This is a genomic window from Rhodococcus sp. 06-235-1A, assembly GCF_002258785.1.
In the GTDB taxonomy this organism is placed as follows: domain Bacteria; phylum Actinomycetota; class Actinomycetes; order Mycobacteriales; family Mycobacteriaceae; genus Rhodococcoides.
On the sequence record NZ_NOYI01000008.1, the window covers coordinates 278,715 to 303,842 of the forward strand.

Annotated in this window: 15 protein-coding genes; 6 read left to right on the plus strand and 9 right to left on the minus strand. The window is 64.7% G+C overall.

Annotation, left to right across the window (positions count from 1 at the left end):
- The gene (locus CH275_RS06240; RefSeq protein ID WP_094676214.1) at positions 1 to 9,060 is read right to left on the minus strand and encodes a non-ribosomal peptide synthetase; all 9,060 of its coding nucleotides are present in this window, start codon (positions 9,058 to 9,060) and stop codon (positions 1 to 3) included.
- A 192-nt stretch (positions 9,061 to 9,252) separates the two neighbouring features.
- Between CH275_RS06240 and CH275_RS06245 the strand changes: the two genes are divergently transcribed.
- The 4 genes from CH275_RS06245 to sbnB are packed head-to-tail and all read left to right on the plus strand — an operon-like array spanning position 9,253 to position 13,086.
- Positions 9,253 to 10,218: a daunorubicin resistance protein DrrA family ABC transporter ATP-binding protein gene (locus CH275_RS06245; RefSeq protein ID WP_045197332.1), complete on the plus strand. Its 966-nt coding sequence runs from the start codon at positions 9,253 to 9,255 to the stop codon at positions 10,216 to 10,218.
- Positions 10,215 to 11,000 (plus strand): ABC transporter permease, encoded by a 786-nt coding sequence (locus tag CH275_RS06250; RefSeq protein WP_045197335.1) that lies wholly within the window; start codon positions 10,215 to 10,217, stop codon positions 10,998 to 11,000. Before CH275_RS06245 ends, CH275_RS06250 begins: the two co-directional genes overlap by 4 nt.
- Complete coding sequence (gene sbnA, locus CH275_RS06255) at positions 10,997 to 12,046, plus strand: 2,3-diaminopropionate biosynthesis protein SbnA (protein WP_218828752.1); 1,050 nt, start codon at positions 10,997 to 10,999, stop codon at positions 12,044 to 12,046. The genes CH275_RS06250 and sbnA overlap by 4 nt, the downstream gene beginning before the upstream one ends.
- Positions 12,043 to 13,086 carry a 2,3-diaminopropionate biosynthesis protein SbnB gene (sbnB, locus tag CH275_RS06260; RefSeq protein WP_218828753.1) on the plus strand — a complete coding sequence of 348 codons (1,044 nt, stop codon included), beginning with the start codon at positions 12,043 to 12,045 and terminating at the stop codon, positions 13,084 to 13,086. Before sbnA ends, sbnB begins: the two co-directional genes overlap by 4 nt.
- A 36-nt stretch (positions 13,087 to 13,122) precedes the next feature.
- On the opposite strand, the gene CH275_RS06265 is transcribed toward sbnB, so the two are convergent.
- The 6 genes from CH275_RS06265 to CH275_RS06290 form a co-directional block, all read right to left on the minus strand.
- Positions 13,123 to 15,138 carry an ABC1 kinase family protein gene (locus CH275_RS06265; protein ID WP_143546700.1) on the minus strand — a complete coding sequence of 672 codons (2,016 nt, stop codon included), beginning with the start codon at positions 15,136 to 15,138 and terminating at the stop codon, positions 13,123 to 13,125.
- Between the two features lie 89 nt (positions 15,139 to 15,227).
- A complete protein-coding gene (locus CH275_RS06270) occupies positions 15,228 to 16,334 on the minus strand; it encodes an ABC transporter ATP-binding protein (protein ID WP_094676216.1) in 1,107 nt (368 codons plus the stop codon).
- An 11-nt stretch (positions 16,335 to 16,345) separates the two neighbouring features.
- On the minus strand, positions 16,346 to 17,212 hold the full coding sequence (locus CH275_RS06275) for a carbohydrate ABC transporter permease (protein ID WP_094676218.1): 867 nt from the start codon (positions 17,210 to 17,212) through the stop codon (positions 16,346 to 16,348).
- Entirely contained in the window at positions 17,212 to 18,162 is a 951-nt protein-coding gene (locus tag CH275_RS06280; RefSeq protein ID WP_094676220.1) for a carbohydrate ABC transporter permease, read from the minus strand. Before CH275_RS06280 ends, CH275_RS06275 begins: the two co-directional genes overlap by 1 nt.
- Positions 18,159 to 19,511: an ABC transporter substrate-binding protein gene (locus CH275_RS06285; RefSeq protein WP_441347267.1), complete on the minus strand. Its 1,353-nt coding sequence runs from the start codon at positions 19,509 to 19,511 to the stop codon at positions 18,159 to 18,161. Before CH275_RS06285 ends, CH275_RS06280 begins: the two co-directional genes overlap by 4 nt.
- Positions 19,508 to 20,533 (minus strand): sugar-binding transcriptional regulator, encoded by a 1,026-nt coding sequence (locus CH275_RS06290; protein ID WP_094676225.1) that lies wholly within the window; start codon positions 20,531 to 20,533, stop codon positions 19,508 to 19,510. Before CH275_RS06290 ends, CH275_RS06285 begins: the two co-directional genes overlap by 4 nt.
- 116 nt (positions 20,534 to 20,649) lie before the next feature.
- Here CH275_RS06290 and CH275_RS06295 point away from each other — a divergent pair, with 116 nt between their 5' ends.
- A complete protein-coding gene (locus CH275_RS06295; protein ID WP_094676227.1) occupies positions 20,650 to 21,672 on the plus strand; it encodes an NAD(P)-dependent alcohol dehydrogenase in 1,023 nt (340 codons plus the stop codon).
- On the plus strand, positions 21,669 to 23,144 hold the full coding sequence (locus CH275_RS06300; protein WP_094676229.1) for a mannitol dehydrogenase family protein: 1,476 nt from the start codon (positions 21,669 to 21,671) through the stop codon (positions 23,142 to 23,144). Before CH275_RS06295 ends, CH275_RS06300 begins: the two co-directional genes overlap by 4 nt.
- Here the strand turns inward: CH275_RS06300 and CH275_RS06305 are convergent.
- The gene (locus CH275_RS06305) at positions 23,128 to 23,793 is read right to left on the minus strand and encodes a potassium channel family protein (RefSeq protein WP_094676231.1); all 666 of its coding nucleotides are present in this window, start codon (positions 23,791 to 23,793) and stop codon (positions 23,128 to 23,130) included. The two genes, CH275_RS06300 and CH275_RS06305, sit on opposite strands and share 17 nt — an antisense overlap.
- Positions 23,786 to 25,099, minus strand: a complete 1,314-nt coding sequence (locus tag CH275_RS06310; protein ID WP_094676233.1) for a TrkH family potassium uptake protein — start codon at positions 25,097 to 25,099, stop codon at positions 23,786 to 23,788. Before CH275_RS06310 ends, CH275_RS06305 begins: the two co-directional genes overlap by 8 nt.
- Between the last annotated feature and the right edge of the window lie 29 nt (positions 25,100 to 25,128).

Sequence of the window (25,128 nt, forward strand, 5' to 3'; positions counted from 1 at the left end):
TTACTCGAATACGAGGTCGTCTTCGATGTCGTCGATGTCGGCCTGGGTGAGACCGGAGATGCTCAGGTCCGAGGGTGTGGCTACGCCGACGCTCGCGTCGGTGCACAGGGTGGCCATCGCTGTGACGGCCTCCTGCCACAGGCGTGCGATCTCGTCCACGTCGTGTCGATCCAGCACCGTTGCGTCCCAGATCATCTCGAGGCGGAGATGGCCGGCCGTCACAGCACCGTTGATCTCGACGGTGTGCCGAAGGCCCGCGTCGGGGTGGGCACCGCCGGCAATCACGGTCGGCTTCCACAGGATGTCAAGGGAATCCGATCCCGTGCGGCCCAGGTAGTTGAAACACACTGCAGGCAAGGGGTATCGGCTCAGTTCCTGTTCGCCCACCGGATCGAGATACCGCAGTGCGCCGAACCCGATTCCATTGTCGGGTGTGGCCCGCACCTGCTCCTTGACCGCCTTGATCGACGCCGCAAGGTGATCCTCCGAACGCAACAGTTCCGACCACGGCCGCATCGGCGTCCGAAGGCGTACCGGATACAGCGTGGTGAACCATCCCACGGTGCGCGAGAGATCGGTCCGCGGCATGGACCGTCCGTGGCCCTCGAGATCGATGGGTATCGAGTCCGACCCACTCCACTCTTGCAGTGCCGCAGCCAGTCCGGCAAGCAGCACGTCCTGTGCGGTGCAGCGGAACATCTCGGGTATCTCCGAAGTCGATGCGGCGCTGACGTCCTCCGGGAATTCCAGGGTGAGGCTGCGCGCCTGTGCGACGGTACCCATCGGGCCCGCGATCGCATACGAATCCGGTGACCCATCGAGTGCCAGCACACTCCGCCAGTGATCGAGTTCGACTCGGCGCGAGCCAGGATCATCGGTGATCGACCGCGCCCAATGGCGGTACGTGGTGCCGTCCTCGGTTGCGCAGAACTGTTCGAGCTCGGCCGCGGTGGTCGAACAATCGCCGACGAGTCGGTACGCCTGCTCCAGATCCGCCGTCAACGGTTCCCACGAGAGTCCGTCGACCACCAGATGGTGCGCGATCAGCGTCAGTTCCGATCGGGTCGCGTCCCACCGGGCCAGCAGCATGCGGCCCGTCTCGGGGTCGAGTTCGTCTCCGTCGGAGCGCGGATCGAGACTGCGTCCCGGCTCGCACACACTCACCTCGACAAGGTCGGCGGATCCACGCGGAAGTATCTCGACACCACCGTCCGGCCTTTGTCTCATCCGCAGCACGGCGTGCCGCTCGACCACCGATTGCACTGCTCGCGAGAGCAACTGCGGCGTGGCGTCGGCCGGAACACGGATGCGGATCGACTGATGCAGTCCACGCAGTGCTCCGAGTTCGGTGAAGGCGGCCACGATCGGGGTCACCGGTACCGGACCGGTGGCCGGCCCGGTTTCGATGTCCATCTCTGCGAGAGGCGTTGCCAGCGTGGCTATTCCGCGCGGAGTTCGGCCGGTGAACACATCCGCGGGAGACAACCGGAATCCGGCCGTCGCCGCGCGCCCGACGAGTGAGATCGAACTGATCGAGTCGCCGCCGAGGGCGAAGAAGTTGTCCGTGGCTCCGACGTCCGTTCGACCCAGGACTCGCGCGAACAGGTCGACGACAAGTTGCTCGAGGTCTCCGACCGCTTCCTCGTGCGCGGACTGCGGTGCCACCGGCTGCGGTAGTGCCCGGCGATCGAGCTTCCCGTTGGGGCTCGACGGCAGGGACTGCAGCACCACGAAGATCGGGGGGACCATGTACTCCGGCAGAGTCTTCGCCGCGAATTCCGCAACCGCGGCCGTGTCGAGGTCGGCTACTGCAACGTCGTCCTCGGGTGCCAGGTAGCCGACGAGCTGGGTGGCCGAGCCGACCGTGCGAGCGAGCACAGCGGCGGCCCGGACCGATCGATGTCCGGTGAGCACGTTCTCGATCTCACCGAGCTCGATACGCAACCCGCGCAGTTTGATCTGATTGTCGATGCGCCCGAGGTACTCCACGGCACCGTCACGGCCCCAGCGGCACAGATCCCCGGTGTCGTACATCCGTGCGCCGGGGGGCCCGAACGGATCGGCCACGAATCGGGTGGCCGTCAGGCCCGACCGCTCCACGTAGCCGTCGGCGAGCTGATCGCCGGCGAGGTAGAGCACTCCGGCGGCACCGGCCGGCACCGGGCGCAGGCGTGAATCGAGTATCGCCAGTCTGGTGTTCCACACCGGTCGACCGATCGGCACCACACCGCGCGTGACATCGGCCCGCGTGCACTCCCAGTACGTGACGTCCACGGCCGCCTCGGTGGGACCGTACAGATTGTGCAATGCCGGTGGCGTCGCCCCCTCGAAGAAGTCGAAGTACCGGGCGACCGACTCGGCCGGCAATGCCTCGCCACTGCAGAACACCCGAAGCACCGACGCCGACTGCACCGGATCGGTGGCGGCGAGAAACGCCGTGAGCATCGACGGCACGAAGTGCAGGGTGGTGATGCCGGTCCGCTCGATCAATCCGGCCAGGTAGTAGGGATCGGTGTGCCCGCCCGGCTCGGCGACCACGATGGTCGCGCCGACCGCCAAGGGCCAGAACAATTCCCATACCGAGACGTCGAAACTGGTCGGAGTCTTCTGCAGGACCCGATCCTTCGGGCTCAGGTCGTACTCGTGCTGCATCCACGTCAACCGATTGACGATGGCACCGTGCGAGACCCGTACACCCTTGGGCCGCCCGGTGGAGCCGGACGTGTAGATCACGTACGCGGTGTCGCTCGACGACGACTCGGGCAGCTCCCGCGGTGTGCACACCGCCGCGCGTGCCAGCAGCTCTCCCAGATCGAGATACACGAATTCGCCTGCAGTGAAGCCCTTCTCGACGGCACCGATCACGACCGCCGGCTCGGCATCGCTCAGCACGAAGTCTCGACGCTCCTGCGGGAGCTCCGGGTCGATCGGGAGGTACGCAGCTCCGGCGGCGACGATGGCATGCAGCACCACCACCATGTCCGGTGATCGCGGCACCATCACCGCGACGATCCTTCCCCTGACCCCGAGGCCGTCGAGTTCGGTCGCCGTCCGTGCCACGCGCTCGGCGAACTCGGCGTAGCTGTATCCGGTGTCCTCCGACACCACTGCCTGCCACGACGGGTCGACGGCGATTGCTCGATCGGATCCGATGCGCACCAGCTCGGTCAGGGTGGAGACGGTGACCTCGTGGTCGGTGTCGTTCCATGCAGTCACGATGCGATGCCGCTCCGCCGGCGTGAGCAGGTCGATCTCGCCGCAGTCGACCTCGCCGCCATCATCGGAGATGGTGCTCAGCACCAATGCAATTCGGTCCACGAGACCACGGACGAACGACGCGTCGACGGCGGCGGGCCGGTAGTCCGCCCGGATGGCGAGCCCGTCGCGTGGGTCGACCACGATCGTCACCGGGTAGTGAGTGGCGTCCACCGCGGTCATCGACTCGATCGGCAGGACCGACGCCGAACTCGACAGGTCGTTCGGGTAGTTCTCGAAGACCATCAACACGTCGAACAGCTGCCCGAGCCCAGCAGCACGCTGGATCTCCCCGAGTCCGAGGAAGTGGGCGCTCTGTCCGGCAAGATGCTCGCGGTGTGCGATCGACAGTAGTTGGGACACCGAGTCTGCCGGATCGAGTGCGATCCGGACCGGCACGGTGTCGATCAGGCACCCGACTATTTCGTCCACCCTTGGCAGGTCGATGGATCGGCCGGAGACGGTCTTGCCGAACACCACGTCCTCGCGGTTGCACGAGTATCCCAGCGCCAATGCAGTGGCGACCTCGGCGACCGTGCTGACGGTCACCTTCGCACGCGCTGCCGCGTCCGTCAGACCCTGCACCTGGTGGGCGGGCAACACGAACGCCACCTGCTCGGTGGTGACGGGATCGGAAGTGGCTCCGGGCCGGGCCAGGTCGGCCACACACAGTGGCTCGGCACCGCGCAGGCGCTCGGCCCAGTATGCCGCTGCCGCATCCAGATCCTGCCGAGCGCGCCACTGCAGGAACTCCCGCGGTGATGGATGGGTACGGCACCCCCGCTCCGACGGGTCGGTTCCGTAGGCCCCGAACAGTTGCTCCACGAGCAACGGCACCGACCAGCCGTCGAGGATCGTGTGATGGCACGTCAACGCCAATGTGGTTCGGCCGGTTGCAGAGTGGATCAGCAAAAACCGCACCAGCGGGGGTGTATCGAGGCGAAACGGCCGGTCACGCTCGGCGACGAGTAGCCGCTCCACCACACCGGTGCCGGCAACATTCGCAGGCCCAGCAGTCTCCGGGCCGTTCGGAACGGTCACCGAGTCGAAGGACGCGTCGACGACGGTCGGCACAACGGCCACCGGCGTCCGCAGTCCGCTCCACAGGAAACCTGTTCGCAGGCCGGGGTTGTCGGCCAGTACGGTCGACACGGCCCGGCGCATGCGCTCGTCGTCGACGCGCGCGTCCAATTCGAACACGAACTGTGCCGTGTAGACGTCGGCCGAGTCGGCGATCGAGTGGAAGATGATTCCCTGCTGCAGCGGCGTGGCCGGCAGCACATCGGTGAGTCCGCGCTCGACCAGAGCTGAATTCAGGACCGTCTCGAGCTCTTCGGTGTCCAGTTCCACCACATCGAAGTCGCTCGGGGCAAGAGCGAGCCGTGGGTCGAGGGCGGCAGCACGGACGAGCTCGCTGCAGGCCTGCTGCCATCGGTTCAGCACATCGGTGATCCACGCAGGATCGACGATGCGCGAGCACGAGCTCACGTGCAGCGTGAGCACGCCTGTGCTCGACGCGTATGCGGTGATCTCCACCGGGTGTACCGCCGAGACGTCGGCCTCGGTCGCCGGAACCGGCGCGAGCGCGTCGACGCTCCAGTCGCCCCCCTGCATCAGCCGTCCCAGATAGTTGAATCCGATCTGCGATGCAGGCGCGGATGCGAGGATCGGTGCGGCCACGGGATCGAGGTACCGCAGCAGCCCGAAACCCCTGCCGTCGTGCGGAATTGCGGCCAGTGCAGTCTTGACAGCACTGGTGGTGGCGATCACGGAATCGGCCGGGGCCAGAGCGATGGGATGCACGGTGGTGAACCAACCGACGGTCCGTGAGAGGTCGAGATCGCCACCGCGGCCGTGCCCTTCCAGATCGAGCACGATGTCCTGACCGAGCGCAAAGACCAACGCCGACAACAGAAGATCACCGGTGCTGCTGTGGGTCGCGGTCGCCGTCTCGACCAGCAGGGCCCGGGACAGATCGACCGGTAGATCGACACTGTCCACCCGGGTACGAGCGGCCGTGTCCACCCGCGGGTCGAACGCGTCGCTGACGATGCTGGGCGACGGCGCCGATGCGATGCTCTGCCACTTCTCGATTTCGGCAGTGCCCGGAAGCGGCTGCCGAGTGAGATCGGTGGCCCAGGTCGAGTAGGAGGTCGGGGCCGGCCGCACGATCGGTGTCGTTGCTGCGCTGATGCTTTCGTAGGCCGAACGAAGATCGTCGAGCAGCACGTGCCACGACACTCCGTCGACGGCCAGGTGATGCACGATCAGGATCAGCTCCGTCGGGCTGCGCCGAACACCGACGATCATGCGTCCGGTCGGCGGTGACAGCAGGAACCGGGCGGCTGCGCATTCCTCGTCGGTATCCGCGGTGATCAGCAACTCGAACTGGGGACCTGCTCCGACCGGGTCGATCTCCGCCACCGGTGCTGCAGAGACGGTCACCCGCATCCTGAGCGTGTCGTGGTTGTCCACCAGTATCCGCAGTGCTGCGCGGAGGTCATCGTTCGTCACATCAGCCGGAAGCGACACCGACACACTCTGATTGAACGTCGAGATCGTGCCGTGTCGTTCGGCCCACCACTGCATCATCGGCACCGTCGGCACCGTGCCGGTTCGGTTGTCGTCGACCACACTCCCCGCAATCGTCGACGCGGCGGCCAGACGTCGCGGAGTTCGCAGGTCGAAGAAGTGGCGAAAGGTGACGGCGCGGCCGTACTTGGAGATCTTGTCGATCGCGCTGATGGCCAGGATGCTGTCGCCGCCGAGTCCGAAGAAATCGTCGTCCACGCCCACTTCCCGGCCGAGTACTTCGCCGATGGCTGCGCAGATCGCTTCCTCCGCCTCGGTACCGGGCGCCGACCGTACATCCGTGGTCGAGATGTACACCGGGGCAGGCAATGCGGCGATGTCGAGCTTGCCGTTGACGTTGGTGGGAAATGCGCCGAGTGGCACCACTGCCGAGGGGACCATGTACTCGGGTAGCGCCGACCTGCAGCGGTCGAGCACCTCGTCGACGAGGGTCTCGGACTCCGTGGCCAGCACGTAGGCAACCAGACGTGGAGCTCCGCCCGGTCCGTCGGTTCGCGCCGTCACCACCGCGTCGGACACCGACGGGTGCGCACGCACCACCGTTGCGATGTCGCCGGTCTCGATGCGGTATCCCCGAATCTTGACCTGGTTGTCGGCGCGGCCGAGGTAGCGCACGTCCCCCGACTCGGACCACACGGCGAGGTCGCCGGTGTGGTACATCCGTTCTCCGGCAACCACATCGACTCCGGTCGATGCGGGCAGCGCCACGAAGCGCGAGGCGGTCAAGGCCGGTCGACGATGATAGCGATCGGCCAGTCCGGCTCCCGAGAGGTACAGGTCACCCATGGTGCCGATCGGCACAGGTCGCAGCGCCCGGTCGAGGATGTGTGCCCGTACCCCGCTCAGCGGCCGTCCGATCGGCGGGTCGGCGGAGTGCATCGCATCCGCGGACCGGTATTCGGCCTCGTCGGAGAACCAGGCGGTGGCGTACACCGTCGACTCCGTGGGTCCGTAGATGTTCGCGATGCGAGCGCCGGGAACAGCGCGCGAGATTCGTTCTGCCACATGATCGGTCAAGGCCTCACCGGCCAGTACCACGGTGTCCACCTCGATCACCGCGTCGCCGCCGAGAACGGCTACCATCGCCGATGGCACCCCGGACACGAGTGAACCACGGAAACCGTTCTGCGCCAGCTCTATCAGATTCTCACCCATCGTGACGGTACCGCCGACCGCGAGCGCGGGGAAGATCTCGAACACCGAGACGTCGAAGCACAGTGACGTGGCGCAGTACACCCGCGAGAGTCCCTGTGAACCGAAGGTATCGACTGCCCAGCCCACCAGGTTGCGCAGTGAACCGTGCGAGATCACCACGCCCTTGGGAACGCCCGTCGAGCCCGAGGTGTAGATGACGTATGCGGTATCGGAGTCCTTCGGGCGCTCGACGAGTACCGGACCGGTACCGACAGAGCTCGGGTCGTCGACACGCAGGGTCCTCGTCACGGCGTCCGAATGCTGCGCAGCTGCCTGTACCGACGCCCGCACCACTGCATCGGTACTCGAATGTGTCAGCACCACAGGCGGTTGCGCGTCCCGCAGGATGTGCGCGATGCGCTCGGCGGGATGCGCGGGATCGATGGGGACGTACCCTGCGCCCGCTTTCCAGGCTGCGAGCACGCCGACGATCATCTCGTCCGATCTCGGCAGGGCGACACCGACGACGGAACCGGGGGTCACCCCTGCTGCGATCAGAGTCCGGGCCAACTCGTCCGATCGTTCGACCAGTGCGGCATAGGTGGTGCTGCGCGGTCCGGACGGAGAACCGATGTCGATCGCCGGGTCGAGGGGATGCGTCCGGGCATGCTCGGCGATGAGCGCCAGCGGATGATCGATGTCCGACCTCGACGCCGTGCCGGCACCCTCGGCTCGGCCGACCGCGAACTCCGCGAGTCGGTGACGCTCGGCGGCGGGGAGGATGTCCAGAGCCGAAACCGGGTCCGAGAGCTCGGTGGAGATCAGACTGCGCACCACCGTGTGGTAGCGCGCCGCGATCGCCTGCGCCTCGGAGCGGTCGTACCCGGCCGAGTCGAAGTCGAGGACGATCTCGACCCCGCCGTTGCGGCAGTCGAGCACGAGGGCCATGTCCTCGAACGGTCCACCGGCGAGGTTACGCACCTCTGCGCGCTGCGTCCCGAATCGTAGATCGCTCTCTCCCAGAACGAGATTGACCTGCACGCCGGTAACCGACGTTTCGGTGCCCGCACGCCGGCGCAGGTCCTCGTACCGGTAGCGCTGGCGCTTGGCGGACGTACGCAGGCCTGCATTCACATCACCGAGCGCGAGAGCGATCGACTCGCCGGTATCGAGTCCGACCGGCAGGGGGACGATGTTGGACACCATCCCGGGAGTACTGCGCATCGACATCGAGCGATTGGAGGTGAGGAGAGCGAGTACGGTCTCGTTCTCACCGGTCGTGCGGGTCGACAGCACCGCCAGCGCAGTGACCAGAACGGTGGGCCAGGACACCGAGGCCTCGCGTGCGGTGCGGTGCACCCCGCTCAGCACTGCCTCGTCGAGCATCGAACGCAACCGGATTCGACCTGCCGCCACCCGATGCGTCGGCGTACCGATCGCCACCGGTCCGCCGTGGCCGGCCAATCGCTCGGTCCAGTACCTGCCGTCCTCGGCGGCCGCATCGCTGTCGCACCGCGCCGCCTCGAGTTCGACGAGGTCCTCGATCGGACCGAAACTCGACGGGGAGATCGCCGAGCCCGACGCCAGGTCCCGGTAGATCGCAGCGACGCGATCCTGCACCAGGGTGACGCCCACTCCGTCGAGGATGCTGTGGTGATAGCGCTGGTACCAGAGGGTTCTGTTCTCGCCGAGGGTCACGATGGCCGAGAACACCAGGGGCGTCCGTCCGGGTTGCATCGGGACGGCCATGTCGGCCTCGATCCACTGCCGCGCCCTCGTATCGGAATCCGTGGTGTCGGAATCGGCCATATCGATCACGGGTACCGCGATTTCCGGGGCCGTCTCACGGTGCAGGACGTCCGCCTCGGCGACTGCAGTCACGATGGCTCGAGAGAGAAGGTCGACATCGATGGGCCCAGGGATGTCCACGACCTCCGCCAGAGCGAAGACTGGATTGTCTGGATCGAGCTGCTGGGCGTACACGATGCCGGACTGTGCCCTGGTCATCACGGAGGTCGGCTGCGTTGCATCCGAGGCATCTTCGGCATCGGCGGTGACGGTTGCGGGCGATGCGTTCATCTCGAGTGATCAGTCCCCCCGGCCACGGGTCGGTGAAAGGTCGTGTGGCCTCGAGAGCCATGTTTGCGACGAGCGGGGTACCGGTGCAATGCGGTTGCAGCAACCGGTAATTGGCAACACGCGTCGCGGTCAGTCCGTGCAAAGCCCTGGCGAGTGGCCCCGCAGCGACGCTTCACTGTTCGTGTGACACCAATGATCGAGGCCGTAGGTCTCTGCAAACGATTCCCCGGATCCGCAGGCGTGATGGCGCTGGATTCGCTGAGCATCAGCGCCCGTGAGGGCACAGTGCTCGGCGTCCTCGGTCCCAACGGTGCCGGAAAAACTACTACTGCTCGTATCCTCACAACGCTGCTCGACGCCGACTCCGGGTCCGCCTCGGTTGCCGGATTCGATGTGCGGACGCAGGCCCACGAAGTGCGACGCGCCATAGGCGTCGCCGGCCAGTCCGCGAGCATCGACAACCGGCTCACCGGGCGGGAGAATCTCACCCTCGTCGGGGTACTCCGCGGGCTCGGCCGCAAGGGGGCCAAAGCGAGGGCAATGGAGATCCTCGACACGTTCGGTCTTGCCGATCGCGCGAACGACGTGGCCAAGCACTACTCCGGCGGCATGCGGCGGCGGCTCGATCTGGCGGCCGCGCTCGTCGGACATCCACGGGTGCTGTTTCTGGACGAGCCCACCACCGGCCTCGACCCCACCAGCCGCGCCATGCTGTGGGAGTCGGTCGAACGCGAGGTCGCCAACGGCGTGACCGTACTGCTCACTACCCAGTACCTGGAAGAGGCCGATCACCTGGCCGACAACATCGCCGTCATCTCGGCGGGCACGGTGGTGGCCGAGGGCTCGCCCGCAGAACTCAAACGACAGGTCGGCGGGGAGGTACTCCGAGTCGTCCCCAAGGACCCGAACCGCACCGCTGACATGGCCGCCATCATGGCAACCGTGTGCGGCCGAGAACCGACGAACGGAAAGCAGGGTCTCACAGTGCCTCTCACTTCCTCCATCGCGCAGGTCGCGCACGTTGCCGATCGGATGGTCGCCGACGACATCGAGGCCGCCGAGTTCGGCATCGACCGGCCCTCGCTCGACGATGTCTTCCATCAGCTCACCGCCGACCCGGAGTCGAAGGGTGCCCGAGAGCCGGTGGCAGCGCGATGACCACCATGGTGAGCGACACCGGAGCTCTGGTCGGAAGGCAGATGCTGCATCTGGTTCGAGTTCCCGAGAAACTGCTGGCCATCGCCATCATGCCGGTGTCCTATCTCGTCATTTTCGGATATCTCTTCGGAGCGGCGATGTCGGTACCCGGCGGCAACTATCGCGAATATCTCATGGCCGGAATCCTGGCGCAGACCATGCTCTCCGGAATCACCTCCACCGGACTCGGGGTCGCCGACGATCTCAACGGTGGCCTCATCGACCGACTCCGCGCACTCCCCATCACCCAGACGTCGGTGCTGCTCTCGCGCACCGTGGCCAATGTGATGACCTCCGCGGTGTCGGTCGCCGTCATGGCTGCCGTCGGGCTGTTGATCGGCTGGAAGATCAACACCGACTTCTGGCATGCTGCAGCCGGTTTCGGCGTCCTACTGCTGTTCGGATTCGCCATGTCCTGGTTGGGAGTGGTGATCGGATTGATGCTCCGCACCGCGGAGGCAATCACCTCCGTAGCCTTCGTGATCGTGCTGCCGGTGACGTTCCTGTCCAACGCGTTCATTCCGCTCGAGGGGTTACCCGGATGGTTGCGCGTGGTCTGCAGTCTCAATCCGATGAGCTGGGTGGTTCAGGCGACCCGCGAGTTGTTCGGAAACCCCAGCGGCGCAGGCGCATCCGCCGTGGCCCCGACGCATCCCGTGGCGTGGGCGGTAGGACTCTCCGCGGCATTGACGGTGGTGTTCGCCGCACTGGCCGTGGCTGCGTACCGTCGGGAATCGAAGTGAACGCCGCCCGCGGACACGGAGGTGCCACCAGCACCCAGACCGGACCGCGGACCGTAAACCTCGGGACCCGAACCTCGCTCGGGGACACGATCAACGAGCTACGGCCCGCCTACAGCGGATCCTCGGTGGTCAAACTGGCCCACGACAGCGTCGACCTGTTCGCCAAACTCGAATTCACCAATCCCACCGGCAGTTCCAAGGATCGTTCGGCGTTCTGGATGATGCGTCGTGCGATCGCCCGCGGCGAGATATCCCCGGGCCGGCCGATCATCGAGTCGTCCTCGGGCAACTTCGCAGTGGCTCTCGCATCACTCTGCCGCGCACTGGGATTGGAATTCATTCCGGTCATCGATGCCAACACGAACACCAGCACCGAGAACTTTCTCCGAGGTGCCTGCGACAGAGTGGAGAAGATCAGCGAACCCGACGCAGGCGGCGGCTTTCTTCAGAATCGGTTGCGTCGCCTCGATCACCTGCTGGCCGATCTCGCCGGATTCTGGCCCAACCAATACGCCAATCACGATGCGCTGGACGCGCATTACACCCTCACCGCAGGCGAGATCGTCGACCGATTCGACACGTTGGACTACGTGTTCGTCGGTGTCGGCACCGGCGGCACCATCTCGGGGGTGTCGAACCGTCTCAAGGAGGACTTCCCCGGAGTCACCGTCGTTGCGGTCGATTCGGTGGGCTCGGTCATCTTCGGCGGCCAGCCTCGCCGACGTCACATCCCCGGTCTCGGCTCGTCCATAGTGCCGGATCTGGTGCGGCAAGCGATCATCGACGACGTGGTGATGGTTGAGGAGGCCGACGCCGTTCTGGCCTGTCACGAACTCGTCCGCAGGCACGGGGTCTTCGGTGGCGGATCGACCGGAACGGTGTATCACGCTGTGAACCAGTACTTTCGGCATCATCGGCCGATGCGTCGCCCCCGTGTGTTGTTCCTGTGCGCCGATCGCGGCACCGCGTACACCGATACCGTGTACGACTCCGGCTGGGTGCGCGATCATTTCGACCGACCTACATCGAACCAGGAGTTCTCGTGACCCATACGTTCTCCGTGCCCTCTGTGCACACTGCTCCGTCGATCCACACTGCGCCGTCGATGAGTGTGATCACCAAAGCCGAGGTGGACCGCGTCGTCTCCGAGGACCGTCCCGGTGTTCTCGATACCATCGCCGCCACGTATCGCGCCGTGGCAGCGGGCGATGTGGTGGTGCCGCACTCTTCCTTCCTTCGGTTTCCCGATCGGCCGAGCGACCGCATCATCGCCCTCCCCGCTTTCCTCGGATCCAGCTCACCTGCTGCGGGAATCAAGTGGATCTCGTCGTGGCCGGGCAATACCGCCGATGGTCGACCACGAGCATCGGCAGTGCTGATACTCAACGACATGCAGACCGGATTCCCCTACGCGATGCTCGAGTCGTCGACGATCTCCGCCAACCGAACGGCAGCCGGGGCGGTTCTGGCCGCCGAACGGGTGGTGGGTGAACGACGGGCCGCGAAGGTCGCGATCATCGGTGCCGGCCTCATCTCGCGCACCTGCTGGTCGATCCTGACGGACCTCGGTTGGTCGATCGACGAGTTGTCCGTGTTCGATACCGATCTCGGTTCTGCGCGTCGGTTTCGGTCCGAAATCGACGATCCCGATCTGATCGTCACTGTCGCCGATTCCGCGGTAGATGCCTGCCGCGACGCCGATCTCGTCATCATTGCAACCGTGGCGGCGCAGCCTCACCTGCATGATCCGGCACTGCTCGACTCCAACCCGGTCGTGTTGCATCTGTCCCTCCGCGACCTGGCACCGGAACTGATCGCGGCGAGCGTGAACATCACCGACGACGTCGATCACGCCATTCGCGAACGCACGTCCTTGCACCTGGCCGAACTCGCATACGGTCACCGCGATTTCGTACGCGGCACCCTCGGTGAACTACTGGACGACCCGGTCACCTTCGACCGGTCCGCACCGATCGTGTTCTCGCCGTTCGGGCTCGGGGTCCTCGACATCGCGCTCGGCAGGTGGGTGCACGACCGGGTGACAGCGAACGGCGGCGGTCACACGGTCTCCGACTTCTTCGGGTGACCCCTTCTGTCGCGTGGGCGACGTCCGTCCTGGGCGTCAGGGGTGGCCGGAGTCGAAGAACGATCGAACGACCACCCGCAGCCCGAGCACGAACGAGACGAACAGGAGCGCGGTGCCCAGCACCGGATACAGCGGCACCGTCGACGTCAGCTGCGGCCCATCGGTACTGAGCAACAGCAGAATCGACCCGATAGAACCGGTTCCGGCGAGCACCGAGAGCATGAACTCCTGCGCCAACCTGGCGATGAACTGCCGGTCGGATCGATCCTCGAATATTCGGACCCCGACGGTGAACCGGCCTTCTTCGACCTGATCGACGATCTTGCCGAGCTTGCGGGGCATCCGGCGCAGGAGTGGCAGATTGGCGGCCATCTGGCTCTCGAGTTGCGATCGGACGAAACTTCGGTCGAAGAGTCGACCCACCATCACCGCTCGTCCCCGCTCTCGCGCAACCGCGATCAGATCCAGATCGGGTGCGATGAGGGTCAGGGTGCCTTCCACCGTGGCAAGCGCCCGAAACGCTGCAGCGATCTGTGGTGGGATCGTGAATTTCTGACGGATCACCAGCGAGATCAGGTCGCCGAACAGGCCGCTGTTACTGCGGCTCCCTCCGACCGATCCGCGGTAACGCACCATCAGTTCGCCCAGGCTGCGTTCGAGCCTGCGTTCTTCGAGTCCGTCCGGACGTCCGAGTAACTCGATCAGGGCGTCTGCCGCGATGAGGGAGTCCTCGGAGTCGACTGCGTGCAGGAACAGTCCGAGCGACATCCGCGAAACGTCGTCGAGTCGGCCCACCGACCCGAAGTCGAGCAGCACCACGGTGCCGTCCTCGCGCATGAGAACGTTTCCGCCGTGCAGGTCCGCATGGAAGACCCCGGACACGATCATCTGCCGCAGCATCTGTTCGAGGAGGTCGGATGCCAGATCGGCTCGATGCTCATCGGACATTCGAGCCAGGATCGACCCTGCGCGAGTGAGCGGAACACCGTCGATCTTCTCCATGACCAACACCATCGGACTGCTGAAGTCGGAATACATGCGCGGAATGGAGTACGGGCTGGATTCGTCGAGCGTGGAACCGATCGCCAATGCGTTGTCCAGTTCGACGTCGTAATCCAATTCCTCCTGCAACGACGCCGCGAATCCGGACACCAGGGAGTCGATACCGATCGCTCTGGCCCAGGGTGCGACACGCTGTAGCCGGGCGGACAGGCCGGCCAGAATGTCCAGATCGATGGCGATCTGTCGACGGGCCGTCGGCCGTTGAATCTTGACCACCACCTCGGTGCCGTCCATCAGCGTTGCCGCGTGCACCTGCCCCACCGATGCAGCGGCGAGTGGCTCGTGGTCGATGCGTGAGAACACCTCCTCGATCGGCCTGTCCAACCCGTCGAGCAGGGTCCCTTCGAGAGACTCGAAGCCGACCGCCTGAGCGTCGGACTGCAGGCGGGACAGTTCCTCGATGTAGACACGCGACAGCAGTTCCGATCGCGTGGACAGTGTTTGCCCCAGCTTGACGAAGGTCACCCCGCCCTCTTCGAGCGCGCGGCGCAGCGAGCGCGCCGTGCGGCGCTGGTCGGCGTCGGTACCTCGCGCACCGAGGCGTAGGAACCGAGACAGACCGTGTCGGACGAGGATCGTCATGATCTGCCCGTACCGCCGTGCCTTGCGACGGCGGGCTCGCCAACCGAAGATCAACGACATCGGGCCAGGAAGCGAGCCACTGGGTGCCACGGCTTCGAGAACCACCACCGCCAACAGGCCGAACAGGAATATCCAGGCCACCGTCAACACGGCCAGCAACGTCGCCGCGGCCGGATCGAAAAGCCTGCTGCCGTTCTCGGAATCGACCAGGTGCAGTCGGTCGGCCACGAAACTCAGGATCGGCGCACCGAACCCGACCACTCCGATACCCACCACGATCGCGCGGACCCAACCGACCGGCACTCCGAGCGTCCGACGAGCCAGTAGCGCCAGCGCCGCAACCGATACGACGACCAGCGCTACCGACGCCAATGCGGTGAACACGATGGAGATACCCCCGGTAATCACAGGTACCAGGATGTACTACACCCGCTGCTGGGCCAACCCGGCTCGCACCCCTGTGTCGAAGACTTCACATCTCGGTCACACGCGATGAATCAGATCCGATCGCCCGTCTCCGGGTGGAAGAGGTGGATCGCACCGTCGAGTCGAGTCAGACCGATGCTTTCGCCGATCTTGGCCGGGGCTCGCACTGCCGAACGCGCAACCAAGGACACCGGTCCCCCGTCGAGTCCCTTGACCTTGGGGTCGTCGAGATGCGCGTAGAGGTAGGACTCGCTGCCGAGTTCCTCGATCAGATCGACCTTTCCCTCGAAACCCTCACCACCACCGTGCACGATGCCGAGCTGTTCGGGACGTAGCCCGACGGTGACCTCGTCGAGACCGAGACTCGCGAGCTTGGTGAGCTCGTCGCGTTCGAGCGGCAGCAGGAAGCTGCCGATCTGCACTCCGCCCGATCCGATGGGGACCGTCATCAGGTTCATCGCCGGCGAACCGATGAAGCCCGCGACGAATGCGTTGACCGGATGGTCGTACAGGTCTGTCGGAGAGGCGAACTGCTGCAGTTTGCCACCACGAAGAACCGCGACACGATCGCCCATCGTCATGGCCTCCACCTGGTCGTGGGTGACGTAGACAGTCGTGGTGCCGAGCCTGCGCTGCAACGCCGCGATCTGTGTACGCGTCTGGACGCGGAGCTTCGCGTCGAGGTTGGACAGCGGCTCGTCCATGCAGAACACCTGCGGCTCACGAACGATGGCGCGTCCCATGGCAACTCGTTGACGCTGACCGCCCGAGAGCTTGCCGGGCTTGCGGTCCAAGTATTCGGTGAGGTCGAGGATCTTCGCGGCCTCGGCCACCTTCTTCGTGCGCTCCTCGAGAGAAACACCGCGCATCTTGAGGGCGAAGCCCATGTTCTCCCCGACGGTCTTGTTGGGGTACAGGGCGTAGTTCTGGAACACCATCGCGATGTCGCGGTCCTTCGACGGTACCCCCACCATGTTCTTGCCACCGATCTCGATGGCACCACCGTCGATCTCCTCGAGGCCTGCGAGCATGCGCAGAGCAGTGGACTTGCCGGAGCCGGAAGGCCCGACCAGAACGACGAATTCGCCGTCCTGAATGTCGAGGTCGAGTGAATCGACGGCGAGCTTGTCGGCACCTTCGTAGACGCAGGATGCCTTCTTGTACGTGATTGCAGCCATGTGACCTTCTCCTACTTGATTGCGCCGAAGGACAGACCGCGCACGAGCTTGTTCTGCGCGAACCATCCGGCAAGGACGACGGGAAGTGCTGCGAACTTCGCAGCAGCGGAAAGCTGGGCCCAGTACAGGCCCTGGCCGGTGATGAATCCGACGAGGTACACCGGAATCGTCTGGGCCTGAACGGCAGTGAGGTTGACGGCGAAGAAGAACTCGTTCCACGAGAAGATCACGCAGATCAACGACGTTGCCGCGATGCCGGGGGAGACGAGCGGCAGGATCACCTCTCGTACCGACGTCCACAGCGATGCACCGTCCATGCTGGCGGCCTCGAGCAGTTCGCTCGGCACCTCGAGGAAGAACGAGCGCATCATCCACACAGCGATAGGAAGATTCATCGCGGTGTACAGCACGACCAAGGTCCAGATGTTGTCCAACATTCCGATGTCGCCCACGATGACGTACAGCGGAACGATCGCCGCGACGACCGGGAGCATCTTGGTGGAGATGAAGAAGAACAGCACGTCCTTCGTCTTCTCGACCGGACGCAGTGACAGTGCGAACGCGGCCGGAACACCCAACAGCAGAACGAAGATCGTCGAGACGACCGTCGCGAACGCCGAGTTCAGCAAGGTGGTGCCGATGCCACTCTCCAAGACCCCGCGGTACTGATCGAGGGTCGGCGTGAAGAACAGCTTGGGCGGATCGGAGTAGGCGTCGGCCTCCTGCTTGAAACCTGTGAGGACCATCCACAGCACCGGGAAGAAGAATGCGATGCCGGCGACCCAGGCCACGAAGGACCAGATGGACCCCGGGCCCCACTTGCTCTTGCGCTTGATCGGCGCGGCATTGGTCGACTTTTCTACAGTTGCGGTACTCATCACGCTGCCTCCTCGGTTCCGCTGAAGCTCTTGAAGATCAGTCTCAGCGCCAGGGTGCTGACGATGATGGTGGCCACCACGGTGACGACACCCATGGCGGCGGCCTGCCCGATGTCGAAGCCGAGGAACGCGCGCTGATAGATGTAGAAGGGCAGGTTCGCACTGGCCACACCCGGTCCGCCCGAGGTCATCATGTAGACGGCGTCGAAGGTGTTGACGAGATAGATGGCTCCGAGAACCGCACCGAGCTCGATGAATCGGCGCAGATGCGGCAACGTCAACTCACGGAAGAGCTTGACCGGACCCGCGCCGTCGACCCGTGCGGCCTCGGCGATGTCCTTGGGCATGGACTGCAGACCGGCGAGGATGAGCAGCATCATGAACGGAGTCCACTGCCAGATCAGGTTCGCCATGACGGCCGGTAGCGGGTAGCGCGAGACCCAGTCGATCTGATCCACACCGAACGGACCGAGTACGAAGTTGATCAGGCCGAAGACCGGATCGAACATCGTGGTCTTCCAGATCAATGCCCCTGCAACCGGCGTGATCAGGAACGGCGTGATCAGCAGGGTGCGAATCAGACTGCGACCGATGAACTTTCGGTCCAGAAGCAGAGCCAGGAACAGTCCGAGGATCACCGAGATGATGACGGTTCCGACGATCATGATCACCGTGTTGAGGGCGACCTCGCGGAACTGGCTGTCCTGGAAGACCGCGACATAGTTGTTGAGCCAGTTGAACTTCTGTGAACCCGGCCGAACGAGGTTCCACGACTGGGTCGAGTAGTACAGCGTGAACAGGAAGGGAACCTGAGTGACGAGGATGGCGAACACCATCGCCGGCAGCAGTGGGCCGCGGCGACGCCACCCTTCGGCTTTCGAGATCGTCCTGGGTCTCGGTACGAATTCCTCGGAATCGGCTACTGCCGAACGTGTTTCGGTGGTGGTCATCCCTGGCCCTCCTGGTACGTCTTGCCGACCACTTCGGCGTACTGCTGCGCTTGTTCGAGCGCGTCCTGGACGCTGATTCGTCCTGCCACTGCGGCGCTGATCTGCTGACTGACGCGGGTCCCCAGGTCCTGGAACTCGGGAATGGTCAGGAACTGGACTCCGGTGTACGGAACCGGATCGACCGTGGGTTTGTTCGGGTCGGCGCCGTTGATCGAATCCAGGGTCACCTGACCGTAGGCCGCGGACGCCTCCTCGTACTCGGGGATCTCGTAGGTCGACAGACGGCTACCGGGAGGCACTCGCTCCCAACCCAATTCGTTACCCACCTTGTTCAGGTACTCCTTGCTGGTCATCCACGAGACGAACTTCCATGCGTCATCGGGATTCTCCGACGTCTTCGGGATACCGAGTGCCCAGGAGTAGAGCCACCCGTTGTCACCCTTGACCGCCGACGGAGCCTTGGCGTATCCGATCTTGCCGACGACGTTGCTCGAGGTGGGGTCCTCCAACACCGACACCGCGGACGTTGCGTCGTACCACATCGCGGTGTTTCCCTGCGAGAGCTGCGTGCCGCACTCACTGAAGCCACTTGTCGCTGCGCCTGCTTGACCGTGCTCGCGTACCAAGTCGACGTAGAACTGAACAGCCTGTTCCACCTCGGGGCTGTTGAGCTGCGCGTTCCAGTTCTCGTCGAACCACCGTCCGCCGAACGCGTTGATGACGGTATCCAGCGGGGCGAGCACTTCACCCCAACCGGGCTTGCCGCGCAGGCAGATACCCGAGACGTCGGGGCTGTCGAGCTTGGCTGCGGCGTCGGCGACTTCCTGCCAGGTGGGCTCCTCGGGCATCGTGATGCCTGCGGCTTCCATCAGATCCTTGCGGTACATCAGAAACGACGACTCGCCGTAGAACGGCACCGAGTACATGCTGCCCTCGTAGGACAGCGATTCCTTGAGCGTCGGGATGAAGTCGTCTTCGTCGTACCCGGGCGTGGCGTCGGCGTATTCGGAAAGGTTGGTCAGCCAACCGTTCTCGGCCCACTGCGGAGTCTCGAAGTTGCTGATCATCACCACGTCGAACTCACCGCCACCGGTCGCGACCGAGGCCGTGATCTTCGCGCGCGCCTCGTTCTCCGACAGCGACACGAACTTCAGATTGATTCCCGGGTTCTCCGCCTCGAACTCCGGAGCGAGCGAAATGGCGTCGGACATCTGCGAATTCGAGACGATCGCAACGGTGATCGTCTTGCCGTCACCGTCACCACCGAACGAGCCGGCACCGGCGCATCCGGACAGCACCAAGGTCGTCGCGAGCGAGCCCGCGAGAACCACTTTGGGTAATACCCTCACTGAAATACCTTTCCATTGGAGGTCGCCGTTGCTGGAGCTTGCGCAACGAGCCAACGTGCACTTTCGATATCGGTGACCAAGATCGACGCCAGTCCACCCCGCAACGCACCGAGTAGCGCTTCGTGTTTGCGCTGTCCGCCGGTGACAAGCACAGCCCGATCGCAGGCTCTGATGGCGTCGAGTCCCACCGAGACGGTTCGCCCGGGGAGCGATCCTCCGGTGTCCTTGCCGTCGGCGTCGTAGAACCGTCCGCCGATCTCGCCCACCGCGCCGAGTCGACGCAATTCGTCGAGCACTTCGAGGTCGATGAAGCTGCCCTCGAACAACGTGGTGGACGTGGAGACGGGACCGATGCCGTACATCATCACATCGGCATCGGTCCCGGATCTGAGAGCGCGCGAGATCACGGAATCCTGCTCCAGCGCAACCACTGTCGCCTGATCGGCGTACAGCGGCGCGTTGAGCCGGATGGGTGTCGCCTGCAGATATGCAGCGCACCGCCCGAGCGTGTACTCGACGCCGGTCTGATAGTCGGCAGACGTGATGGAGCCGTCGAGTTGAACCACCGCAGCACATTTGGTGGACCTGGTCTTGAGTGAACTCGCGACGGCCACGGTTTCGGGTCCCCAGGTGAAGCCGAGAACATCCTGATCCTTGAGTCGACGCGAGAGCAACGTCGCCGCTGCGCGACCCAGTGACCCGTAGCCGGCATCCGTGCCGTCGATGACGTCCGATACGACGAGTACCTCGGTCAGCCCGTAGCGAGACTCGAGTTCACGTTCGATGTCGGCGTGCACGGTGCCCTGCAGATCGTCGGGAACGTTGATCTCGATGGTGACGAGCCCCTGAGTGCGGGCCCGTGCCACCAGCCGTCCTGCCGTGGGGCGCGAGACGCCGAGCTTCACTGCGATCTCGGCCTGCGTGGCACCTTCGAGGTGGTACATCGTGGCGGCGCGCAGGGCCAGACGAAGATCCTCTCCGGACCGCGTGGACTTTGCCCCATTGGGCTCCGATCCGTCCATAACGCCTCCCCGCTTTGTGAGCAGATGCTCAGCTCGTGTTCATCTGCTCACTAAGCTAACATTAAGGTGTGATCTACACAACACCCCCTCGCGCCCAGCGACCCGTGCCACAGTCCATGCAGGCCAGCGTGCTCACCGGCGTGCACGAGATCCGTCTCGAAGAGCGGCCCGTCCCCACACCCGCGTCCGATGAAGTCCTCGTGCAGGTCACGGCAGTTGGAGTGTGCGGATCCGATGCGCACTACTACCGGGAGGGACGCATCGGCGACTACGTGGTCGACGGTCCTCTCGTGCTCGGACACGAGGCTGCGGGCGTCATCGTGGCCGTGGGCTCCGACGTCTCCGATGCCCGCGTCGGGCAGCGAGTGTCCATCGAGCCGCAGCGCCCCGATCCCACCAGCGCACCGTCCCGCGCCGGCCGTTACAACCTGTGCCCGGCCATGGAGTTCTTCGCGACACCGCCCGTCGACGGCGCGCTCGCGGAGTACGTACTGATCCAATCGACCTTCGCGCACGACGTTCCCGACACCGTCTCCGACGAGGCCGCCGCCCTCTTCGAGCCGCTGTCGGTCGGCATCGCATCCGCCCAGAAGGCCCGCATCTCCGCGGGCTCTAGCGTGCTCATCGCGGGAGCGGGCCCCGTCGGGCTCGTCACTGCGCAGGTCGCTCGCGCATTCGGTGCCACCGAGGTGATCGTCACCGACATCGACGCGTCCCGCCGGGCCAACGCAACGCGATTCGGAGCGACGCGGGTGCTCGACCCCGCCGCGGAGGACGTCCGTGCACTGACGGTCGACGCCTTCGTCGACGCATCCGGTGCCGCCCGGGCCGTGTTCGACGGCATCCACGCGGTTCGGCCCGCAGGCACGGTCGTCCTCGTGGGCATGGGCGGATCGGACTACCCGCTGCCGATCTCGCGAATCCAGAACCGAGAATTGCTGCTCACCGGCGTCTTTCGGTACGCCAACACGTGGCCGACCGCACGCGCGCTGGTGGCGTCGGGCATGGTGGATCTCGACGCGATGGTGACGGCGCGGTTCGGGCTCGATGGCGTCGAGGATGCATTGAACGCCGACAGGCAACCCGGAAGCATCAAAGCCGTAGTGATCCCAGGATTTTCGAAGGAGACGAACGCATGAAGTTGAACTCGCAGAACCTCGCCGACTTCATCGAGGACGTCGCGGTTCCGACGTACGACCGGTCCGAGGTGACGGTGGGCATCGTGCATTTCGGTGTCGGGGGCTTTCATCGAGCGCACCAGGCGATGTACGTCGACCGGCTGCTGCAGCAGGGGCAAGCGCTGGACTGGGGAATCTGCGGCGTCGGGGTACTGCCGGGAGACCGTCGAATGAACGACGTCATGCAGGCACAGGACTGCCTGTACACGTTGGCGCTCAAGCATTCCGACGGCACATGGGACACCCGCGTCATCGGTTCCATCGTCGAGTACCTGTTCGCGCCCGACGACGCCGAGGCCGTCATCGAGAAGATGGCGGCCGACACGACGAAGATCGTCTCGCTCACCATCACCGAAGGTGGCTACAACTTCTCCGCCACCACCGGGGAGTTCGACTCGAACAATCCGGCGATCGTCGCCGACCTCACCGACGGTGCCGTGCCGGCAACGACATTCGGACTCGTCGTCGAGGCCTTGGCGCGTCGGAAGGATCGTGGCATGAAGCCATTCACGATCATGTCCTGCGACAACATCGAGGGCAACGGCCACATGGCGCAATCGACGTTCACGACGTTCGCGCGCCTGAAGGACCCGGCATTGGCCGATTGGATCGAAGCCGGAGGCGCGTTCCCCAATTCGATGGTAGATCGCATCACTCCGGTCACGACACCGGAAGTGACCGAACAACTTTCACTGCGCTACGCCATCGACGACCAGTGGCCCGTCGCCGGTGAGCCGTTCACGCAATGGGTGCTCGAGGACAACTTCACCCTCGGCCGTCCGCCACTGGAGGATGTGGGCGTCCAGGTTGTCGAGGACGTCACCCCCTACGAGCTGATGAAGCTACGACTGCTCAATGCCAGTCACCAAGCCCTCGCCTACTTCGGCTACCTCAGTGGCTACCGGCTCGTCCACGAGGTCTGCCAGGATTCGCAGTTCGCGGACTTCCTGCTCGCCTACATGGACGAGGAGGCAACCCCGACGCTGCAGCCGGTTCCCGGCATCGATCTGAACGACTACAAGCGGACGTTGATCGAACGATTCTCCAATCCCGAGATTCGCGATACCGTCGCGCGCCTGTGTGCCGAGTCCTCGGATCGAATTCCCAAGTGGCTCCTGCCAGTCATCCGCAAGAACCTCGAGACCGGCGGCGAGATCACGCGCTCCACCGCAGTGGTCGCCAGCTGGGCCCGCTACGCCGAGGCGGTCGACGAATCCGGTGATCCCATCGACATCGTCGACCAACTGAAGGATTCACTCGTTCCGATCGCACAGAGTCAGCGCGAGAACCCCACTGCGTTCATCGCCAACCGCGCCGTGTTCGGCGACCTGATCGACAACGAGCGCTTCGTCGCCGAATACACGAAACAGCTGTCTTCTCTGCAGGAGCAGGGCGCGCGCGCAACGCTGGAATCACTCAGGTCGACTCACTGAATTTCTCGGTGTCTCGAACCTGACCGGAGACGATGACGGTATCGCCTGCGGCGATCACCGTGTCGGCCGTCGCGTAGGTGAACCCCTCGCCTCGGCGCTTCACCGCGACGACGGTCACTCCGTGCTTGGTGCGGATCCCGCTCTCGCCCAGTGTTTTTCCTATCAGCGAGGCCGGCGGCGACGTCTTCGCCATGGCGTAACCATCGTCGAACTCGATGTAGTCCATCATCCGACCACGTACCAGGTGAGCTACTCGCTTACCCATGTCGTGCTCGGGCCTGACGACGTGGTGTACGCCGATCTGGCTGAGAATCTTGGCGTGTGCGTTGCTCAGAGCCTTGGCCCAGATGGTCGACATCGACAGATTCACCAGAGCCGATGCGGTGAGCAGGCTCGCTTCGAGATTGGAACCGATACCCACGACGGCACGGTCGTACTCGTGCACCGACAATTGCCGAAGAGACTCCTCGTCGGTGGTATCGGCCACCACAGCATGCGTCAAACGGTCTGCCACGCGCTGCACTACGGCCTCGTCGCTGTCGACGCCGAGCACCTCGACCCCCTGGTCCATCAGTTCCAGGGCGAGAGACTTACCGAAGCGACCGAGACCGAGAACGACGACGACATCGGAGGATGGTTTCCTAGCCAATGAACGGCCTTTCCGTGGGAAGCGTGTAGCGCCGTCCGCGGTCGCGGGCGGCGAGGGCACTGACCAGAGTGATCGAACCGATGCGGCCCAGATACATCAGGACTATCAGAATCACCTGACCCCAGCCGGGTATTTGTGCGGTGATTCCGGTGGACAGGCCTACCGTCGCGAACGCCGAGACGACCTCGAAGACAAGCACGTCGAGATCGAAATTCGTGCCGGCCAACAGCGCCACGACCGGCAGCATGACCAACGCGACCCCGATCAACGCGACGGTCAGCGCCTGACGTTGCACGCGCGCGTCGATTCGACGACCGAACACCGACACCTCACGGTCACCGCGGATCTCCGCCAGAATGACGAACAGCAGTAGGGCGAACGTGGTGACCTTGATGCCACCCGCCGTGCCACCGCTGCCACCACCGATGAACATCAGGACGTCGGTGACGAGCAGGGTCGCGTTGTCCACATCCGCATAGTCGACACTGTTGAATCCGGCGGTGCGAGGCATGACGCCCTGGAACGTCGCGACGAGCATCTTGTCCCAGAAGCCGAATCCGCCCAAGGTCCTCGACCACTCGAAGAGCAACACCACCGTCGGTCCGAGAATCAACAGAACCCCGGTGACCGACAGCGTCATTCGAGTGTGCAGTGACCATCGCTTGCGTGCCCGTACACCGCCGGCACGTGCGCGGAGGTGACGGGCGACCTCGAACAGAACCGGAAATCCGATGCCTCCCAACACGACCGCGATCAACAGCGGCACACAGATCCACGGGTCGGTGGCGAACCCGATCATGTTGTCGCTGAAGAGGGCGAACCCAGCGTTGTTGAACGCCGAGACGGCATGGAAGATCCCCAGCCACAGCGCGCGACCCGGTGGCTCGTCGTAGCCGATGACGAAGCGCGCCGCCAGGACGATCGCGACGACACTCTCGATGATCAGGCTGGTGCGGAACACACCGACGACGACACTTCTGACGTCGCCCAGCCCGGATGTGCGGACCTCGGCGGCCGCGTTGAGCCTGCTTCGCAACCCGATTCGATCGGCCAGCACCAATCCGACCAACGACGCGATCGTCATGATCCCGAACCCGCCGATCTGGATCAGGCCGAGGATCACGCCCTGCCCGAAACCCGACCAGTACACCGGCGTGTCCACCACGATCAGGCCGGTCAAGCTGACCGCCGAGGTCGATGTGAACAACGCCTGCAGAAACCCGGACGCAATCCCGGACTCGGTGGCAGTCGGGAGCATCAGCACTGCTGCACCGACCAGGATGGCAAGTGCGAATCCCGACGCCATGACCCGGACCGGTGTCGGCCGGAAGACCG

Bases quoted from the DNA above. Each gene is read 5' to 3' on its own strand.
- CH275_RS06290 (WP_094676225.1), bottom strand. From the start codon at position 20,533: ATGGACGGATCGGAGCCCAATGGGGCAAAGTCCACGCGGTCCGGAGAG.
- CH275_RS06295 (WP_094676227.1), top strand. From the start codon at position 20,650: ATGCAGGCCAGCGTGCTCACCGGCGTGCACGAGATCCGTCTCGAAGAG.
- CH275_RS06275 (WP_094676218.1), bottom strand. From the start codon at position 17,212: ATGAGTACCGCAACTGTAGAAAAGTCGACCAATGCCGCGCCGATCAAG.
- CH275_RS06250 (WP_045197335.1), top strand. From the start codon at position 10,215: ATGACCACCATGGTGAGCGACACCGGAGCTCTGGTCGGAAGGCAGATG.
- CH275_RS06280 (WP_094676220.1), bottom strand. From the start codon at position 18,162: ATGACCACCACCGAAACACGTTCGGCAGTAGCCGATTCCGAGGAATTC.
- CH275_RS06245 (WP_045197332.1), top strand. From the start codon at position 9,253: ATGATCGAGGCCGTAGGTCTCTGCAAACGATTCCCCGGATCCGCAGGC.
- CH275_RS06270 (WP_094676216.1), bottom strand. From the start codon at position 16,334: ATGGCTGCAATCACGTACAAGAAGGCATCCTGCGTCTACGAAGGTGCC.
- CH275_RS06240 (WP_094676214.1), bottom strand. From the start codon at position 9,060: ATGAACGCATCGCCCGCAACCGTCACCGCCGATGCCGAAGATGCCTCG.
- CH275_RS06310 (WP_094676233.1), bottom strand. From the start codon at position 25,099: ATGGCGTCGGGATTCGCACTTGCCATCCTGGTCGGTGCAGCAGTGCTG.
- CH275_RS06300 (WP_094676229.1), top strand. From the start codon at position 21,669: ATGAAGTTGAACTCGCAGAACCTCGCCGACTTCATCGAGGACGTCGCG.